Annotated in this window: 17 protein-coding genes; all 17 read right to left on the minus strand. The window is 39.9% G+C overall.

Annotated features, from left to right (window positions below; all coding sequences use genetic code 11):
• Window positions 1-262: 262 nt before the first annotated feature.
• Window positions 263-1762 carry a lysine--tRNA ligase gene (gene lysS / locus LQ50_RS20510; protein ID WP_034632979.1) on the minus strand — a complete coding sequence of 500 codons (1500 nt, stop codon included), beginning with the start codon at window positions 1760-1762 and terminating at the stop codon, window positions 263-265.
• Between the two features lie 130 nt (window positions 1763-1892).
• The gene (gene dusB / locus LQ50_RS20515; protein ID WP_034632981.1) at window positions 1893-2894 is read right to left on the minus strand and encodes a tRNA dihydrouridine synthase DusB; all 1002 of its coding nucleotides are present in this window, start codon (window positions 2892-2894) and stop codon (window positions 1893-1895) included.
• Between the two features lie 31 nt (window positions 2895-2925).
• On the minus strand, window positions 2926-3123 hold the full coding sequence (locus LQ50_RS20520) for a helix-turn-helix domain-containing protein (RefSeq protein ID WP_034632983.1): 198 nt from the start codon (window positions 3121-3123) through the stop codon (window positions 2926-2928).
• Window positions 3093-3602, minus strand: coding sequence for a 2-amino-4-hydroxy-6-hydroxymethyldihydropteridine diphosphokinase (gene folK, locus LQ50_RS20525; RefSeq protein ID WP_034632985.1), 510 nt, complete (start codon window positions 3600-3602; stop codon window positions 3093-3095). Before folK ends, LQ50_RS20520 begins: the two co-directional genes overlap by 31 nt.
• Complete coding sequence (folB, locus tag LQ50_RS20530) at window positions 3599-3961, minus strand: dihydroneopterin aldolase (RefSeq protein ID WP_034633054.1); 363 nt, start codon at window positions 3959-3961, stop codon at window positions 3599-3601. Before folB ends, folK begins: the two co-directional genes overlap by 4 nt.
• Complete coding sequence (folP, locus tag LQ50_RS20535) at window positions 3954-4760, minus strand: dihydropteroate synthase (RefSeq protein WP_034632986.1); 807 nt, start codon at window positions 4758-4760, stop codon at window positions 3954-3956. Before folP ends, folB begins: the two co-directional genes overlap by 8 nt.
• A complete protein-coding gene (gene pabC / locus LQ50_RS20540) occupies window positions 4748-5623 on the minus strand; it encodes an aminodeoxychorismate lyase (protein ID WP_034632988.1) in 876 nt (291 codons plus the stop codon). Before pabC ends, folP begins: the two co-directional genes overlap by 13 nt.
• A complete protein-coding gene (gene pabA, locus LQ50_RS20545) occupies window positions 5608-6204 on the minus strand; it encodes an aminodeoxychorismate/anthranilate synthase component II (protein WP_034632989.1) in 597 nt (198 codons plus the stop codon). Before pabA ends, pabC begins: the two co-directional genes overlap by 16 nt.
• A gap of 34 nt (window positions 6205-6238) precedes the next feature.
• The gene (locus LQ50_RS20550) at window positions 6239-7654 is read right to left on the minus strand and encodes an anthranilate synthase component I family protein (RefSeq protein WP_034633056.1); all 1416 of its coding nucleotides are present in this window, start codon (window positions 7652-7654) and stop codon (window positions 6239-6241) included.
• Between the two features lie 90 nt (window positions 7655-7744).
• Window positions 7745-8401, minus strand: coding sequence for a DUF421 domain-containing protein (locus LQ50_RS20555; protein ID WP_034632991.1), 657 nt, complete (start codon window positions 8399-8401; stop codon window positions 7745-7747).
• Between the two features lie 118 nt (window positions 8402-8519).
• Window positions 8520-9443 (minus strand): cysteine synthase A, encoded by a 924-nt coding sequence (gene cysK / locus LQ50_RS20560; RefSeq protein WP_034632993.1) that lies wholly within the window; start codon window positions 9441-9443, stop codon window positions 8520-8522.
• A gap of 125 nt (window positions 9444-9568) precedes the next feature.
• Window positions 9569-10444 carry an Hsp33 family molecular chaperone HslO gene (gene hslO / locus LQ50_RS20565; RefSeq protein WP_034633064.1) on the minus strand — a complete coding sequence of 292 codons (876 nt, stop codon included), beginning with the start codon at window positions 10442-10444 and terminating at the stop codon, window positions 9569-9571.
• A gap of 20 nt (window positions 10445-10464) precedes the next feature.
• A complete protein-coding gene (locus LQ50_RS20570; protein WP_034632994.1) occupies window positions 10465-11229 on the minus strand; it encodes a type III pantothenate kinase in 765 nt (254 codons plus the stop codon).
• A gap of 209 nt (window positions 11230-11438) precedes the next feature.
• Complete coding sequence (gene ftsH / locus LQ50_RS20575; protein ID WP_034632996.1) at window positions 11439-13427, minus strand: ATP-dependent zinc metalloprotease FtsH; 1989 nt, start codon at window positions 13425-13427, stop codon at window positions 11439-11441.
• A 68-nt stretch (window positions 13428-13495) separates the two neighbouring features.
• On the minus strand, window positions 13496-14035 hold the full coding sequence (hpt, locus tag LQ50_RS20580; RefSeq protein WP_034633067.1) for a hypoxanthine phosphoribosyltransferase: 540 nt from the start codon (window positions 14033-14035) through the stop codon (window positions 13496-13498).
• An 18-nt stretch (window positions 14036-14053) separates the two neighbouring features.
• Window positions 14054-15457: a tRNA lysidine(34) synthetase TilS gene (gene tilS, locus LQ50_RS20585; protein WP_034632998.1), complete on the minus strand. Its 1404-nt coding sequence runs from the start codon at window positions 15455-15457 to the stop codon at window positions 14054-14056.
• A complete protein-coding gene (locus LQ50_RS20590; RefSeq protein WP_034633000.1) occupies window positions 15438-15887 on the minus strand; it encodes a threonine/serine exporter family protein in 450 nt (149 codons plus the stop codon). The genes tilS and LQ50_RS20590 overlap by 20 nt, the downstream gene beginning before the upstream one ends.
• Window positions 15888-15903 lie beyond the last annotated feature (16 nt).

Raw genomic sequence — 15903 nt, forward strand, 5'->3', positions numbered from 1 at the left:
CTAATGCGTCGTTTCAGCGACTTGATTATCATAACAAAATCAAAATGTAATGTCAAATTGTTTTTTTGTTACTTTTTCAAATCGTTTTGGCGACAAGAAATAATATACCATCCCTGTTTTTTAAATGCAACCCTTTTTCTAAAAAATATTATATGAAATATCAACAAAGAGATTTACTAAAAGAAAAGGACATGAATTCAAGCTATATTAACCTAAATCATGCCCTAATCATCTACCCTCTATCGACTAAAATAAAACCGTCTTACTCCCCTTGCTCACGGTGTCGCATTTGTGGGAATAAAAGAACGTCGCGAATAGAAGGAGAATTCGTCAATAGCATCACTAAGCGATCGATCCCAATTCCTAGACCTCCAGTAGGTGGCATACCATACTCAAGCGCCTCTACGAAATCTTCATCCATCATATGGGCCTCATCGTCCCCTTGCTCACGCTCAACAAGCTGCTGTTCAAAACGCTCACGCTGATCAATCGGATCATTTAACTCTGTAAATGCATTCGCATGTTCTCGACCAACAATAAACAACTCAAAGCGATCAGTAAAACGAGGATCTTCTGGATTCTTCTTAGCTAATGGAGAAATAGCTAAAGGGTGACCGTAAATAAAAGTTGGCTGGATTAAATCTTCTTCTACAAAGTGCTCAAAGAACTCATTAACAACATGTCCATATGTCATCGTTTCTTTCACATGTACATTATGCTCTTTTGCAATGGCCCGAGCCTCTTCGTCAGTCATTTCCTTCCAGAAATCAACACCAGTCTTTTCTTTTATCGCATCAACCATGTGAACTCGTTTCCACTTTGGCTCTAAATCTACTTCGTATTCACCATAAGTAACCTTAGTTGTTCCCAGTACTTCTCTAGCAATTTGAGCAACAAGCTCTTCTGTCAATTTCATAATATCTTGATAATCAGCATAGGCCTCGTACAACTCAATCATTGTGAATTCAGGATTGTGACGCGTAGATACACCCTCATTACGGAACACGCGACCAATTTCATAAACTTTCTCTAAGCCACCAACGATCAAGCGTTTCAAATGTAACTCGATGGCAATTCGCATATAAAGAGTCATGTCCAGTGCATTGTGATGCGTAACAAATGGACGAGCTGAAGCTCCTCCTGCAATCGAGTGCATTGTCGGAGTTTCCACTTCTAAATATCCTTTTGAATCTAAATAACGACGCATGGATTGAAGAATTCTACTACGTAAAACAAATGTATCTCTTACCTCTGGGTTAACAATGAGGTCGACATAACGTTGGCGATAGCGCTGTTCAACATCTTTTAATCCATGAAATTTATCAGGTAACGGTCGTAGTGATTTAGAAAGCAGTTGAAAATTCGTAACTTTAATGGAAAGTTCGCCTACTTTTGTCTTAAATGCTGTTCCAGTCACCCCAACTAGGTCACCAATATCAATCGTATTAAACAAATCATATTGCTCGTCACCTACTGCGTCTTTACGAACATAGATTTGGACTTGTCCTGTTAGGTCTTGAATATGAGCAAATCCAGCTTTTCCTTTGCCACGTTTTGTCATAATACGTCCAGCAAGAATCACTTCATGACCCGCTTCATCTAGCTCCTCTTTTGTTCGCTCACCGAATGCCTCACTCATTGAAATAGCCGTATGTGAGCGCTCAAAACGTCCGCCAAAAGGATCTTGTCCTTGTTCTTGTAATTTTGCTAACTTGTCCCTACGAACCGTTAGCTGATCATTTAACTCAAGCTCTTGAGTCATCTACATCATCTCCTCTATCATCAATCATTTTAGCCTAGTTTGTCTGTTTTTATATGTAGAAAAACTGCCAGCGTATCACACTGACAGTTTAATAATTACAAACGAATTATAGTGAAGTCTCTTGGAAAAGTCAAACAGCACTTGATTGCTCAACCATTTGAGCTTCTAATTCCTCTACAAATGCATAAAGAGTATTCGCTACATCCTCTCTTGATTCAAAGCTATTAATTTTATCGCGAACATGGCCATTTCCACGCATCCCCTTTAAATACCAAGCCGCATGCTTACGCATTTCACGAACCGCGACATTTTCACCTTTTATTTTAGCTAAACGATCCAAATGTAGCATACAGACATCGATTTTCTCTCGTGGAGTTGGTTCATCTGCAAGAGTACCATTCTCCAAGTATTGAATCGTTTGATACAGCATCCATGGATTCCCTAATGCAGCACGTCCGATCATGACACCATCCACACCAATTTCATCTAGCATGCGTTTAGCATCTTGCGGCGTTTGCACATCTCCGTTTCCGATAACAGGAATCCTCACCGCTTCTTTTACATCCTTAATAATACTCCAGTCCGCTTCACCTTCATACATTTGTACTCGTGTACGGCCATGCACAGCGACTGCACTGCCCCCTGCACGTTCAACTGCACGAGCATTATCTACTGCGTAGACGTGATCAGAATCCCAACCAATTCGCATTTTTACCGTTACAGGCTTATTTACAGCATCAACTGTTGCTGCAACCATTTCATATATCTTATTTGGGTCTAGTAACCATTTAGCCCCCGCATCACATTTCGTAATTTTCGGAACAGGGCACCCCATATTAATGTCAATAATATCTGCATTCGTGTTTTGGTCAACAAATTTAGCAGCCTCAACAAGTGTGTCTTTTTCACCACCAAAAATTTGTAAGCTTAATGGCTTCTCACGCTCATCGACATATAACATACTTAGTGATTTCTCATTCCCGTGCAAAATTGCTTTGTCACTTACCATCTCTGCACATACTAAACCAGCACCGAATTCCTTGGCAATTAATCGGAAAGCAGGATTACAAACGCCAGCCATCGGCGCAAGTACGACTTGGTTTTTCATTTCAATATTTCCGATCTTTAACATAGGTTTCACCTCCCCAAAAAACGGTCTACCTTTAAAGCAATTGATACTTAGAAATATTTAATACCTTTGCCATCTGTTCTAGCATCGTATCGTTTGGTTCGCGATTGCCTCTCTCAATATCACCTAGAACAGACACAGACATCCCTACTTGTTTTGCAAATTCCTGTTGCGTATATCCTTTGAGCTTGCGGTAAGCTCTTATTTTTTTGCTGTAGTTTGTGGATTCCATATCCTTACCCCTTCTTTATCTGGTAGTTCATCATAAACTTCTTGTATCGTTTGACCAAGATGCTCTGCGTAAAGTGTTGGATGAATTTCCATTAGTGGGACAATGACAAATGCCCGTTCCCACATTCTTGGGTGAGGAATTACTAGGTTCTCCAACATCATCTTTTCTTCGTCAAACAGTAATATGTCAAGATCTATCGTCCGAGGTCCCCATCTAATACCTCGCTCACGCCCGCAGTGATGCTCGACAGACTGAGTTACATCCAATACCTCTCTTGCTGTTTTTGTTGTTTTTATATTCACAACCATATTCAAAAAAGACTGCTGATTGACATATCCAACTGGCTCCGTTTCGTAAATGGAGGAGCGCTTAATGAGCTTCATTTCATCTTGAGTTTCAAGTAACTGAATGGCTTTTTCTAAATGATCCTCTCTATCACCAATGTTAGAACCTAATGCTATATATACATTATGCATCATAATCGCGACCTCGTAATCTCTACAGCAACAGAGTGATAATGTCCTGGTATCGGCGGGTCCGGCTTTATCACTTTGACTGTTACTTCCTGTAATAGCTCATAAGCCCCTAATAAATCACTTGCAATCTGCTCAGCTACGGATTCCACAAGTTTATAGGGTTTTCCCTCAACAACACCTTTCACTCGTTGATACGCATCTCCATAATTTATCGTTGACTGAAGATCATCAGTCGTTCCTGCTTTTTTTAAATCGAGATTTAAGACTAAATCAACTAAAAATCGCTGACCTAATTTGTTTTCTTCTTGAAAAACTCCATGATACCCGTAAAAAGCTAGTTGGTTCATATATATTTTATCCATCATTACCGTCCCCCATTAACGCATCCATCATGACAGCCATTCTAGACATTTCCTTCACATCATGAACACGCATCATTTGACAACCTTTCATGATTCCAAAGCAGACCGTCGCTCCCGTCCCTTCCACGCGCTCATCAACAGGGAGGTTTAATGTTTTGGCAATTAGCGATTTTCTAGAAGTGCCTAGCAACACTTGATAACCCATTTTTACAATCACATCTAAGTTTCTCATAACTTCAAGATTGTCCTCATGGCTTTTAGCAAATCCAATACCCGGGTCTAATATAATGTTCTCTTTCTTTACACCAGCATCTAAACAGATAGAGATACTTTCTTGTAAGTCATTAATCATATCGCTCATCAAGTTGTCGTAGTTTGCATTATCGCGATTATGCATCAGGATGATCGGAACTTGATAATCTGCAGCAACACCCGCCATATCTTTGTCCCATTTCGCACCCCAGACGTCATTAATAATAGAAGCACCCGCTTCAATTGCTTGTCTGGCTACTTCGGCTTTGTATGTATCAACTGAAATGGGAACATGCACTTCTTTTGCTACCGCCTCTATAATTGGGATGACACGCCTTAATTCTTCTGACTCACTTACTTGCTTCGCCCCAGGCCTTGTTGATTCACCACCAATATCAATGATGCCAGCCCCGTCTTCGACAAGTTGTTGTGCCCGTCTGACAGCAAGTTCAACTTCCGTATACCTTCCTCCATCAGAAAATGAATCTGGCGTGATATTTAATATCCCCATAATTTGTGTACGCTGTTGCTTGATTACACGTTCCATCGAGTTCCTCCTTTAAGCTCTAATTTACTCCAAAGCTGCTTCCGGTAAGCATGAAACTGTTGCTTTAACCACTTTGCCAACATAGCCTCTTCCTGAAATAGCTTGCCATTAAAAGAAGACAAGGTAACAATCTCTTGAATTGAATTCGTAATAAAGGCCTCATCTGCATTCAGTACATCATCCGGACGATAAAAACCCACCTCATAAGCAATTCCGCTTTCCTCGAGTAAGGCTAAAATAAACTGTCGTGTGATCCCATCTAAAATCCCCGTTTCTACTGCCGGCGTGTAAACAACTTGGTCTTTCACCCAAAAGAGGTTAGAAACAACTCCCTCTGCAATAAAGCCAGCCTCCGTTAAAAAAATCCCTTCCACATTACTATCATCGCCTATTTCTCGTTTGGCCAATACATTGTTTAAATAATGATGTGATTTTAAACGGATGGAACCTTCAGGTGTATTTCTCTTGATCGTTAGAACATTTGCTTTTTTACAAGCAGCTTGAGTCGTTGGGAGAGGTTTCATATAAACAATGACCGTTGGCTCCTCGTACTCTCCTGTATACAACCCAAGATCTTGCCTTCCAGCAGATACATTCCACCTTACATAAGCACTCTGTAAGTTATTCGCTTTCAATAATTGTTGGATGACCCTTAGAATTTCTTCACGACCCATTGACCAGCTAATTCCTAATGTCTTTAAGCCAGCCTGTAAACGTCGAAAATGGTCATCCAGTAAAAATGGATGACCATCATCAACGCGAAACGTTTCAAACAGGCCCAAACCGTACATAAATCCATGATCAAAAGCTGAAATGACAGCTTGTTCTTTACTTACAATCTGACCATTTACATAAACGAACACGTTGATTTCTCCTTGTCATACGTTTCTATAAAATTGCGCAACAGTTGTTTGCCTTCTGCTGTCATAATTGATTCTGGATGGAATTGAACCCCTTCAATCGGCAAGTCCCGATGGCGAATCGCCATAATTTCCCCATCAGCTGTTTCAGCTGTGATGACAAAACAATCTGGTAGTGTTTCTTTCTTCACAATAAGAGAATGGTACCTTGTTGCCGTTAGCGGGGAAGGTAACCCTTTAAAAATGGTTTCATTATTGTGCGTAATATCTGACGTTTTCCCGTGCATCAAACGTTCTGCACGAATGACATCTCCACCAAAAACTTGAGCAATAGATTGATGACCAAGACAAACACCAAAAATCGGGATTTTCCCAGCGAAGTGCTTAATGGTCTCTAAACTAATTCCCGCTTCGTCAGGGCTTTTTGGCCCTGGTGAAATCATAATAAAATCAGGGCTTAGCTTTTCAATTTCATCTAACGTAATTTGATCATTACGCTTTACAACTAATTCGTGACCCATTTCCCCTAAATATTGAACCAAATTATACGTAAAAGAATCATAGTTATCAATCATTAATATCATTAAAATTCCTCCTCAGCTCGATCTAACAACCTCTTTACTCAACTCTTTCTTCACTAGTCTCTAGAGCATGCCAAAGGGCTCTAGCTTTCTTTAATGACTCTTTGTATTCATTCGCTGCGACCGAATCGATGACAACACCAGCCCCCGCCTGCACATGGGCTTGACCATCTTTACATACCATTGTCCGGATGGCTATATTCAATTCCATATTGTCATCAAATCCAATCCAACCTATAGAACCAGTATAAATGCCTCTACGTACAGGTTCAAGCTCTTCTATGATTTCCATCGTTCTCACTTTTGGTGCACCAGTAATTGTACCCCCTGGAAATGTGGCCCGAATGACATCATAGAGGTCATGTTGATCCGATAACGTCCCTTTTACATTGGAGACAATATGCATTACATGTGAGTACTTTTCTATTACCATTAACTCATCGACTTCGACCGTTCCATAAGCCGAAACACGACCTAAATCATTTCTTTCTAAATCAACGAGCATCACATGTTCTGCCCGTTCTTTTTCATTGTTTATTAGCGTATCCGCTAACTGTTGGTCTTCTTGCTCGCCCTTCCCTCGTGACCGTGTCCCAGCGATAGGCCTTGTACTTAACTCCAATCCATTCTTTTTTACTAATAACTCAGGCGAGGCACTGACAAACTGAAATTGAGGCGTTTGTAAATAACTCATATACGGAGACGGATTTAGTTTACGTAACACCTCGTACACATGAAAAGGTTCGGTTGCCATATTCTTTGATTGCCTAACCGAAAGATTAACTTGAAAGACATCACCGCAAGCAATGTATTCCTTTATACGTTCAACAGCTGCGCCAAAAGCATCTTCAGAAAGAGAAGCACAAACGAAGGATCCGTTCTCTTTCTTTGTTCTAGTTCGCACTACCTTTTCCTGGCGCTCTTCTTTCCATTGGCTAACATATTGCGCTACTTTTTTATCTAATACATCCCCGTCATCCTTATGTCCATGAACGATTACCCACATCACTTCTTTGTCTGTATCATAAACAAACACATCGTTAAAAAGCATAAAGTAAACATCCGGTAAGGCTAAATCATCTTTTGCTAATTCAGGTAGCTTCTCGATTTCTCGAACGATATCATACGAGAAGTATCCAATCGCTCCCCCTTGGAACGGCGGTAACTCTGGAATGGTATCCTGTGCATACGGCGCAAGAACTTCTTTTAAACTCTCTAGTAACGGACCATTTTTCGTTTCGACTTGTCCATCTTTTTCAATCGACAACGTCTGGCCTTTTCCAGATACCGTTGCAAACGGCCTTAACCCCATTATATGATAACGCCCACCTCTGCCACTCTCTAAAAGAACATGTTGAGGTTCATTTGCCGCTAATGTTCGGTAACGTTCAAACCATCTTTCCTTATCAAGAGAGAAAGACTTTACTCTACTTGTTCGGTTTAGACGTCTCATCTTATTTTGTTGCAATGCCTTCAACTCCCGTCTCCATTCCTTTTTGTCTATTTTACATGAGAACGATAAAGAGGTAAAAACAAATTCTTCCTACTCTACAGTATTTGTTTTATCTTTTTCTTCAATAAAAAATTGCCCCTTCATATAACTACAATAAAAGATATCTTTAATATGCTCGTATCCTTGTTTGGCTAGCTCAGATAACAACCACTCTTTTGTTTTTTTAATAACCTCTAAGTGGTCGTCTTGGATGACTCCATCTTGAATTAAAGGCAGTGTAAAAGGGCTACTATCATCTTCCTTCCGAAAAATCGATAAGCTTCCTGACCTTTCTAAAATAGCAAAATCAACCTGTCTAATATCAGAAATTCCTTTTTCTCTTAATTGGAATAAGACATCATCAAGGTTGTACCGCTGCTTCCTCATATTTAATTGATTGATTTTTCCATGTTCTATAATCATAACTGGTCGGCCTTCTATAAGGTCTCTAAATCGTTGATTTTTTAAACTCATAGTCGTAAGGGTTACTTGAATTAATATTAACAAGAAAATAGGGGCAATCCCCCTTGCCATTGATACTTCAGGATCTTCAATAGCAATAACAGCTAGTTCTGCAATCATAAGAGAAACTATAATATCTAGTAAACTTAGTTCTCCTAACTCTTTTTTACCCATAAATCTAAAAAATGTTAGAATGATGACAAACACTACAATGGTTCTAAGCAAAATAATAATAATTTCACTCACTTTTCGTATGCCCTCCTCATCACTAATCACCTCTTATCTTTCCACCGCGTTAAATTTCAATTCACCTTTAGAATAAAAAAAGACTATGAGGCTTTTCCTCATAGTCTTTCTTCTTCCATTAGTCTTCAAATTGATATAGTGGTGTACTTAAGTAACGCTCACCGTTTGAAGGAATAATCGCTACTACTTTCTTTCCTGGTCCAAGCTTCTCAGCAAGCTGAAGCGCTGCATAGATTGCTGCACCAGAAGAAATACCACCTAAGATTCCTTCTTCACGCGCTGCCGCACGTGCATATTCAAATGCTTGTTCATTTGAAACTTGAATAACGGAATCATAAATGTCCGTATTCAGGATTTTTGGTACAAACCCTGCACCAATTCCCTGAATTTTATGTGGACCAGGGTTTCCACCAGAAAGAACTGGTGAATCTTGTGGTTCCACTGCTGCAATGTGAAGATTCGGGAAGTTTTCCTTTAATAACCCACCTGCACCTGTAATCGTTCCACCTGTTCCAATTCCAGAAACAAAGCCATCAATTTGTCCGTCAACTTGCTCAAGAAGTTCTTTACCCGTTGTATTCCGGTGAATTTCAGGGTTTGCTTCATTTTCAAATTGTTGTGGCATAAAATAGCCGTCTTCTTTTGCAAGCTCTGTCGCTTTGCGAATCGCTCCACCCATGCCTTCAGGACCTGGCGTTAATACTAATTCTGCACCGTAAGCACGTAATAAATTACGACGCTCCATACTCATTGTCTCAGGCATAACCAGCTTAGCCTTATATCCTTTTGCAGCTGCAACCATCGCAAGTCCAATACCCGTGTTCCCACTTGTAGGCTCAACAATTGTTACGCCAGGCTTCAATAGACCAGCCTTTTCAGCAGCTTCAATCATTGCAAGAGCAATACGATCTTTTACACTGCTTCCTGGGTTCATATATTCTAATTTCAAATAAATATCTGCATGCTTTTCTGATACAAGACGATTTAATTTCACTAATGGTGTTTGGCCGATAAGTTCTGTAACTGAATTTACAACTTTCATAACGACGCCTCCTCAATCCCTAGTAACTTTATTGGTTTTATTAAGATTATAGTATCAAACGTTTTCTGATAAGTCAATCAACATGTTACAATTTCCCTATTTTTTTCAAGCTGTAGGGCTTCTTATTACGCCTGTTTCATTAGTTCTTGTAACTCATCACCTGTTAATGTATATACCTCATTACAGAAATGACAAATCGTTTCGGCACCCCCGTCTTCGTCAATCATTGCCTGAATTTCTTCTTTCCCTAAACTGATAATCGCATTTTCAACCCGCTCTTTTGAACATTGACATTTAAATGCAATGGGGAGCTTATCTAGGATTTTTACATTCTCATCACCAAGTAGTGCATAGAGCATTTCTTCTGGTGGCATGCCAGCCTCTACAAGTTTTGAGATAGGCGGGATCGCGGAAAGACGCTTTTCAATCTCATCAATAACGCTATCATTCGCCCCTGGCATGATTTGAATAATAAATCCACCAGCTGCCAAAATCGAATTATCTGGATTCACAAGCACTCCTACACCGACAGAAGAAGGAGTTTGTTCAGATGAGGCAAAATAATACGTAAAGTCTTCTCCTAGTTCACCTGATACAAGGGGAACACTACCAGTGAAATTTTCTTTCAATCCTAAATCTTTTACAACCGAAAGAAATCCATCTGTACCAACTGCACGAGCAACATCCAATTTTCCTTGACTATTTAAATCAAAGTGAGTTTGAGGGTTGGTTACATAACCTCTAGTCTCACCATGTGTATTCGCATCAATGACAATAGCTCCGATTGGCCCTTTCCCTTCAATCCTAACCGTCAGCTTGGAATTCCCTTTTAACATCGTGGCCATCATCGTACTCGCCATCATTGCTCGACCTAATGCTGCTGATGCTGTTGGCCAAGTTCCTTGTCTTCGCACTGCTTCATTAACCATATTTGTTGCTACTAACGAGTACGCTCTTACTTTCCCTTCAAATCCAATTGCTTTAATTAAATAATCTTCCATCATGATAGGTCCCTTCTTTTCTAAGCATTTTTTTCGTAAATCATTTGTAACCCTTTTAACGTTAAAAACGGTTCAACTACATCAATGGTCTCTGTTTCGGACGCAATCAATGAAGCCATTCCTCCTGTTGCAATGACGGTTGGAACTTCTTTTGCTTGGGCTTTCATTCGTTTTACAATACCGTCCACTTGACCAACATAACCATAAAAGATCCCTGCTTGCATCGCATGGACTGTGTTTGTTCCTAGTACATTCTTCGGCTTGGCAATCTCAATTCTTGGTAATTTCGACGCTCTCGTGTATAGGGCTTCCGTCGAGATCGAAATTCCTGGCGAGATCGCTCCACCCATATATTGTCGTTCCTCATTAATATAGCAATACGTCGTTGCTGTACCAAAATCAACAACAATTAGCGGACTGCCATATAACTGAATAGCTGCCACTGCATTGACAATCCGGTCTGCCCCAACATCTTTCGGATTGTCATATTTAACATTTAATCCTGTTTTAATCCCTGGACCAATGACCATTGGTTTAATACCAAAATACTTTTTACACATTAGTTCTAATGTATACATAATGGGGGGAACAACTGAGGAAATAATGATCCCTTCTATTTCTTCAAAAGATAATTTTTCATGTTCGAATAAGCCTTTTAACGACATAGCCCATTCATCTTCAGTTTTTTGTCTACTTGTTGCAATTCGCCAGTGGTAGTGCAACTCTTTCCCCTTATAGACTCCTAAGACAATGTTTGTATTCCCTACATCTACTACCATTATCATATGTACTCACCGCCAACTTCTCTCTATACTAAAGGCTATCTCTCTTATTTTGTGCAAATAAACACAATAACAGACAGGCCATTTTGATTTAACCAATGTTCATTATAAAACAAGCATCATTTTTATGCTTCCATTTGCACTTACGATTCACTTAAAAGAAATGCCCAAAACAATAAGAAGAGGATGCCAAATTGACATCCCCTAAAAGCTTATTCATCTTTTTTCTTATCTTCTGTTGAAGGCTCTTCTTCTTTTTTATCATCAGACTCTTCAGGAGTTATATCTTCATCCTTTTTAGAATTGATGTTCACCTTCATATCCGCCTCACTGCCACCATCTAAATATTTATTCGTATGATGGTTATCAGGAAGCTTGCCTTCATTAATTAATGATTTAATTTGTTCTGCATCAAGTGTTTCCAGCTTCAATAATGTTTCAGCAACTAAATCTAAGCTGTCTTTGTTTTCCGTTAAAATTTGCTTACAACGGTCATAACACTCTTTAATGATACGTTGAACTTCTAAATCTATTTCATGTGCAAATGCATCACTGTAATTTTGCTCATTTTGAATATCACGGCCTAGGAACACTTGCCCACCTGAATTGGAACCGAATTGCATCGGACCAAGCTTCTCACTCATTCCATATTCCGTTACCATTTTACGAGCAATCCCTGTTGCACGCTGGAAGTCATTATGAGCACCTGTACTCACTTCACCAAATTGCACTTCCTCTGCAACACGACCACCAAGCAATCCAATGATCTTATCAAGAAGCTCTGGCTTTGTCATGAAATAACGGTCTTCTTTAGGAAGCATAACCGCATATCCGCCTGCCATTCCACGAGGAACGATCGTCACTTTGTGAACCATATCGGCGTTTTCAAGCTTCACACCAACAACGGTATGACCTGCTTCATGCCACGCAACAATGTTCTTTTCTTTCGGAGAAATGACACGACTTTTCTTCGCCGGTCCAGCAATAACTCGGTCAATCGCTTCCTCAATATGAATCATACTTACTTTCGTCTTGTTATCCCTTGCAGCTACTAAGGCAGCTTCATTTAAGAGATTTTCAAGATCCGCTCCAGAGAATCCTGGCGTTCTAGCGGCAATAGCCTCTAGGTTGACATCATCATTTAATGGCTTATTACGCGCATGAACCTTAAGTACTTGTTCACGACCAATAACATCTGGACGGTTCACTTGAATTTGACGGTCAAAACGTCCCGGACGTAATAAGGCTGGATCTAGAATATCAGCACGGTTAGTCGCTGCGATGATAATGATTCCTTCATTCGCACTAAAACCATCCATCTCTACTAGCAATTGGTTTAACGTTTGCTCACGCTCATCATGTCCGCCACCAAGTCCAGCTCCACGCTGACGACCAACTGCATCAATCTCATCAATAAAGATAATACATGGTGCATTCTTTTTCGCGTTCTCAAACAAGTCACGTACACGAGATGCACCGACACCAACAAACATTTCAACGAAGTCCGAACCACTAATGGAGAAGAACGGTACGCCTGCTTCACCAGCAACCGCTCGCGCAAGTAAGGTTTTACCTGTTCCTGGAGGTCCAACTAAAAGAACCCCTTTTGGAATACGCGCACCAATAGCAGAGAACTTACGTGGGTCTTTCAAAAATTCAACAACTTCAACAAGCTCTTGTTTCTCTTCATCTGCCCCTGCAACATCTTTAAACTTCGCTTTCTTCTTATCATCACTTACTAATTTCGCCTTACTCTTACCAAAGTTCATGACACGGCCACCACCGCCTTGAGCTTGGCTTAATAAGAAGAAGAATAAGATGAAGATAATGATGAAAGGAATAATCGATGTAAAGAACGTAACCCAACCACTTGTCTCATCAGCAGGTTGAACATCTACATCAAAACCACCTGCTGCTCCTTCAGGTCCAAATAGAAGGTCTGCAGTTTGCTCACTTTGTAGCACATATGTTTCAAAAAATTCTCCCTCTTGTTGGTCAGTAAATTGTCCTCGTATTAAATAAACTTGCCTTACTGGCTTAACGGAAAGCTCAGTAACCTGACCTTGCTCAAGTCTTTCAATGAAGTCTGTAAACGTAACATTTTCAACTTGTGCTTGATCAGTACTAAAGACATTTACAATTCCAATAATAACGAGAAAGATAAGTAAATAAAAAATAGTATTACGGAATATACGATTCATCCTTGACCTCCTCCCACGGCAATACAGCTTTGTTTATCGTACCATAATAGTTCTTTTGTTCACAAACATTAACTCTCATAAATTTCCGGCTTTAATATACCTATGTAAGGCAGGTTACGATATCGTTCTGCAAAATCAAGTCCGTAACCAACAACAAACTCGTCAGGAACTGTGAATCCAGCAATATCGGGAACAAGATCAACCTTTCTTCCTTCTGGCTTATCTAAAAGCGTTACTACTTTTACTGATTTGGCCTTCCGGTAATGAAAAAGCTTCACAAGATAGCTAAGAGTGAGTCCGCTATCAATAATATCTTCTAAGATAAGTACATCACGGCCTTCAACAGATGTATCTAAATCTTTTACAATTTTCACTTCTCCTGAAGAAACCATTCCGGCTCCGTAACTAGACACATCCATGAAATCCATTTCGATATGTGTATCAATTCGCTTTGTTAAATCACCCATAAATGGCATAGCACCTTTTAACACACCAATAACCAATGGAAACTTCCCATCATACTCTTCTGTAATCTGTTTCCCTAACTCTTTACACTTTTCCTGTATTTGTTCCTCAGAAATAAGTATTTCTTTAATTTCATCCCTTATCAATGTCAAACAAACCTCCTACTTTTCATCAGGTCGTATATTTCTGTAGCTTGTTAAAACTAATACCTTTTTTGTATCGTGTCCAACATGGCCCACTTTAGACCTGTGTAAAAATGGCACCCATACAATGTTTCCTTCACCATCAATAATGATGGGCCACTGCTTTCTTTCTTGCTTTGGGATTTTCCTATCAATAAATAGTCGTCCTACTTTCTTTGTCCCATCCATCCCTCGACATGTCATACGATCGGATGCCCTTTTGCTTCGAACAAATAACGGCTCCGACACAGCCTCATAATCCAAAATAATTTGGTTGTCCCTTTCCACTATATCCTTATCTTCAGTCACATATGACTCAATAACCCAGGTTTTCGTAGAAAGGCTCCCAGGAATAGAAAGCAACTCGATGGCTTGTTCCCCCTCATCTATAGAATCTTTCGTAAAATGACACAAGTCATACTCACGTCGGATGAGGGTGGAGTCTGGCAAATGAAGATCGGCTGATGGCTTTCCGTATTGAACCATGTCGAGTACTTGCTCAATATGTATAGACGTAATCAATGGTGAATTTTTCCCGTAAAGATAATTTAATATTAGATGAATCACCCTTCTTTGTAAAGGGAGGGCTACATTAAGAAGAGCGATACGGGAAATTGTAACGTTTCGTTCACTTTTTTTTGTAATAATAGTAGATTTCACTTCTTCTGCTAAAGCCATCAATAAATCTTGATCATCGTTTTCCCATTCATACTTTCTTTGCACATGGGTGTGAATGAGTGGGTTCTCTTCCTTTAAAAAAGGCAACACCACTTTACGAAAACGATTCCTTGTATACACAGTTGATTCATTGCTTGAATCCCGCCTTGGATACAATGCTTCTTCTATACAATATTGCTCAATCTTCTCTTTAGTTATTCCTAAAAATGGACGAATTATTACACCTTGACCCATTTTACGTTTGACTGGAATTCCATATGTAAATAAGGGGAGGCTCCCTCTAACCATTTTCATAAGTACAGTCTCTACTTGATCATCACCATGATGGCCTGTTGCAAGAGCACTGTCCGAGTAGCGCGACAGGAGCTCTTCAAAATAAGAATACCGCAGTTCTCTAGCCGCTAGTTGAGTCCCCACATTCTTCTCAGATGCATACTCTTTCACATTAACACGTCTTTCGTGGAAGGTGATACCACGCTCTTGACAGAAATGCTCGACATAACGAGCATCCTCGTCTGATTCTTCCCCTCTTAGCTGGTGATGAACATGACATGCCGCGATTTCAATTTGATAATATTCTTGATTTGACCAAAGGTAATGAAGAAGAGCCATCGAATCTGGACCGCCAGAAACAGCAACAATGACAAGCTTACAATCTTCAAATAGATGATGCCGTTTTATAAAATTATGGACGTCTGATTTCATAGCGCTGTCCAATCCCTCCTTTACCAATGGAGAATATCGATAAAGCAAACACAAGCCCTGCTGCAATGCCTCCAGCTCTAAGCATCGTTTCAATTCCTAATTGCAACCCATTCAAATAATCTCCGTCTACAAAAGCAAGCATCGTAAAATACGCTCGACTTCCCGGAACTAAAGGGATGATGGCTGGAATGCTAAACGTTGTGACTGGAACTCTAAATTTCCTCGCTAATAGATGAGCAACCGTCGCACAAATAAATGAAGCCACTGCCGTAGCAAAAATATCGGACATCCCTAGTGTTGGCAACAATGAATAGATATACCATGCTAGAGCTCCAATAGCTCCACCCATCCATAGAACACGCTTTGGAACATTAAAAATAATACCAAATGCGACTGTAGCAAAAAAACAAAATACTAACTCAATAATCATTGTTTTCCTCCCGAAT

This window comes from Halalkalibacter okhensis, assembly GCF_000787375.1.
GTDB classification, from domain to species: domain Bacteria; phylum Bacillota; class Bacilli; order Bacillales; family Bacillaceae_D; genus Halalkalibacter; species Halalkalibacter okhensis.

Coding starts and splice junctions, on each gene's coding strand:
- lysS (WP_034632979.1), bottom strand. CDS start 1,762: ATGACTCAAGAGCTTGAGTTAAATGATCAGCTAACGGTTCGTAGGGAC.
- dusB (WP_034632981.1), bottom strand. CDS start 2,894: ATGTTAAAGATCGGAAATATTGAAATGAAAAACCAAGTCGTACTTGCG.
- LQ50_RS20520 (WP_034632983.1), bottom strand. CDS start 3,123: ATGGAATCCACAAACTACAGCAAAAAAATAAGAGCTTACCGCAAGCTC.
- folK (WP_034632985.1), bottom strand. CDS start 3,602: ATGATGCATAATGTATATATAGCATTAGGTTCTAACATTGGTGATAGA.
- folB (WP_034633054.1), bottom strand. CDS start 3,961: ATGGATAAAATATATATGAACCAACTAGCTTTTTACGGGTATCATGGA.
- folP (WP_034632986.1), bottom strand. CDS start 4,760: ATGGAACGTGTAATCAAGCAACAGCGTACACAAATTATGGGGATATTA.
- pabA (WP_034632989.1), bottom strand. CDS start 6,204: ATGATATTAATGATTGATAACTATGATTCTTTTACGTATAATTTGGTT.
- LQ50_RS20550 (WP_034633056.1), bottom strand. CDS start 7,654: ATGAGACGTCTAAACCGAACAAGTAGAGTAAAGTCTTTCTCTCTTGAT.
- cysK (WP_034632993.1), bottom strand. CDS start 9,443: ATGAAAGTTGTAAATTCAGTTACAGAACTTATCGGCCAAACACCATTA.
- hslO (WP_034633064.1), bottom strand. CDS start 10,444: ATGGAAGATTATTTAATTAAAGCAATTGGATTTGAAGGGAAAGTAAGA.
- LQ50_RS20570 (WP_034632994.1), bottom strand. CDS start 11,229: ATGATAATGGTAGTAGATGTAGGGAATACAAACATTGTCTTAGGAGTC.
- ftsH (WP_034632996.1), bottom strand. CDS start 13,427: ATGAATCGTATATTCCGTAATACTATTTTTTATTTACTTATCTTTCTC.
- tilS (WP_034632998.1), bottom strand. CDS start 15,457: ATGAAATCAGACGTCCATAATTTTATAAAACGGCATCATCTATTTGAA.
- LQ50_RS20590 (WP_034633000.1), bottom strand. CDS start 15,887: ATGATTATTGAGTTAGTATTTTGTTTTTTTGCTACAGTCGCATTTGGT.